Annotated in this window: 2 protein-coding genes; one reads left to right on the forward strand and one right to left on the reverse strand. The window is 36.4% G+C overall.

Annotated elements, in window-relative coordinates; genetic code table 11:
* Nucleotides 1-1,503, forward strand: a complete 1,503-nt coding sequence (locus tag D6734_10905) for a PAS domain S-box protein (GenBank protein RMF93072.1) — start codon at nucleotides 1-3, stop codon at nucleotides 1,501-1,503.
* Nucleotides 1,504-1,532: 29 nt separating this feature from the next.
* Here D6734_10905 and D6734_10910 read toward each other — a convergent pair whose 3' ends face one another.
* Complete coding sequence (locus D6734_10910) at nucleotides 1,533-2,447, reverse strand: flavodoxin family protein (GenBank protein RMF93073.1); 915 nt, start codon at nucleotides 2,445-2,447, stop codon at nucleotides 1,533-1,535.
* Nucleotides 2,448-2,596 lie beyond the last annotated feature (149 nt).

A 2,596-nucleotide genomic window follows, 5' to 3' on the forward strand; every position in this document is an offset into this window, starting at 1 on the left:
ATGGCATCCCATCATTCAATTGTAGAAGGTGATAAAAATTGTGATAGTCAGCTTGCTTTCTTTTATGAAAGAATGAAGGACTATATTTTATCTCTCAGAAGAATTGATGAAAATGGCATTGTCACACATTTTTACCCCAAAGAAGAAGCTAAAAATATCATTGGCACTAATGTTCAAAATCAAACATATTTCAACTTTTGCAGGATAAAGGGAGTCCCCTATCTCTCAAATAAACTAACTCATGAAAATAACGAAAAAAAGATTCATTTTGCTATTCCTTTGTTTGAGACAACCAAAAAAAACAGAAAAGTTTTCAAAGGAATCTTGACTGTAGATTTTCCACTACAATGGGTAACTGATAAATTTGCATCTTCATCGACATTTCAAAAGAGCGGATATATAACCATTTTTGATTCCAATGGCACTCTTTTAAGCCACAGCCGCCATCCTGAAATGGTTTACAATAATATATTCTCGAGAAGTAAAAAATGTTATGAGTGCCATACTTCCTTTGAGTCTCTTGAAGCAATGATAAACAAGGGTGATGGAGTATTTCGATACTCCGTTAAAGGCGAAAGTGAAAAATATCTCTCTGCTACTACAATTAGCCTGCCGGGGCAGAAATGGACAGTAGTTTTCAATGTGCCTGTATCAGAGATTCAAGTTATTACAAAAAATGCATTGAAACAAACACTAATTCTTATAATATTGACAATTGCAACTATAGCACTTGGAATTTTTCTTGTTATGAAGATAAAAAAAGAGCGTGAAACTGCCGGGTTGTTGAAAAACAGCATTGCAGAGACAACTGAAGCAAAAGAGATGCTTGAAAAGGTAATACAGTCATCTGTCGATGGAATTTTGATTGTGGAAAAAACAGGAATGATAACAGAATGCAATGAGGCGGCAATTAATATTTTGGGTTATAGCAAGGACGAATTGAAAAAGATGCATACATCAATGCTTGCTTCTCCTGATAGCGCTTCACTGCAAAAAAGAAGAGAAGCATTGGAAGAATTATTTGCAAAGGGAAAAGTCAAAACTCATGAAACTTTATGGAAGAGAAAAAATGGTGAAATTTTTCCTGTTGAATCTACTAATAGTCTTTTCAAAGACAAAAATGGCGATTATTGTGGCGGAATTATTATATTCCGCGATATCACAGAGAAAAAGCAGATGGAAGAAGCTCTTGTTGATGCACAGCGTCTTGCCGCTGTGGGAGAAATCGGTATAACACTGAAACATGAAATAAACAATCCTCTTGGCGGAATCTTGGGCTACAGTGAACTAATCTTGAAACATAAAGAGAATTTGACAGAAAAGGATAGAAAACGCGTAGAGGAAATCCATAAAATGGCTATGCGTATTCGCGATGTAATCAGCAATATCGAACAGCTGAAAAGCACCCAAACCGTCGATTATGTTGACGGTGTAAAGATGATCAAACTGGAAAACAATAGAGGCAATTTCTCGGGAACAAAAAAGGTCAACAGTTCAAGTTGATAAATAAATTGATTCTTTTATTGCCTTTCTTATAGCTCAACGATTTTCCTTCCTGCTTCAAATGCCTTTTTCAATCCATCTTCATCTGAAGCAATGATTCCTTTCTCAGTGCAAAAGGAGGCATAGACAGCTTCTTCGACAATAATGCCGTGCCATGCCATTAAATTAATGTGGTGTTCAATTACATTCTCAAAGGAGGATTTTCCCGGTGCGCCCCAAGTCACAATGATCGCACCTTTTCTCAACTCCTCTGTCTCCCATGTCCATGGAAGTCGCCCCAATCCATAAAGTCTATCGTGATAGTTGGCAAGCATAGCACTTTCCCTACCCGTATATATTGGAAAGGCTTCTATAAGGATATCGCAGTCAACAAATTTCTTGTAAAGTTCACGAGTCATATCATCTTTGATAGTGCAATAATTTTCAAGATTCTTTTTTGTACAGGCATCACAACCTGTACAAAATTTTATATCAAGCTTTGATAAAACAATCTTTTCCGTTTCTGCGCCAGCCGATTGAGCACCATCGAGCATTTTATCCAATAAAATATCGGTATTACCACCCTTTCGAGGACTTCCCAATACTGCTGTTACTTTAAGTTTTTCTTTTTTGCTCTTTGCAATCCTCTTCTCAGAAGGGGCACTCCATGAGCTTACAGAGGGAGTGAAACCCGGCATATCTTTCTTAAACCCCATTTGGAGAGATTCTCCACGGCTCTTTGCAATTGCAGATTTCAATCTCCATTTATTTTCAGAAAGGGGCCATAGATCGATGGTTTCAATTAAAGTTTTATCATCGACTTCATCACACCCCTTCGATGCTCCATAAAGCTTTGCAATATGAAGAATCTTATCTCTCCATCTCTCCCTGACTATCGCAGGCCATGCAGTTAGCATTATCTCAACAGTTTCTTTGGCGCTATCGGATAATTTGACATCTTTCATTGTGTTTATGTCTCCTTTTTAAATTTGAATTTTAAATTTAATAATAAGTTTTTCTCTTTTCTAAATTATTTCCCAATTGTAATTAATTTGTGAAGGAGCAACAAAAATTTTTCTATCTTCAAACGACATTTTTTTGACCTGAAGATAAC

The organism is Candidatus Schekmanbacteria bacterium, from assembly GCA_003695725.1.
Taxonomy (GTDB): Bacteria; Schekmanbacteria; GWA2-38-11; order GWA2-38-11; family J061; genus J061.

Bases quoted from the DNA above. Each gene is read 5' to 3' on its own strand.
- D6734_10910 (RMF93073.1), bottom strand. From the start codon at position 2,447: ATGAAAGATGTCAAATTATCCGATAGCGCCAAAGAAACTGTTGAGATA.
- D6734_10905 (RMF93072.1), top strand. From the start codon at position 1: ATGGCATCCCATCATTCAATTGTAGAAGGTGATAAAAATTGTGATAGT.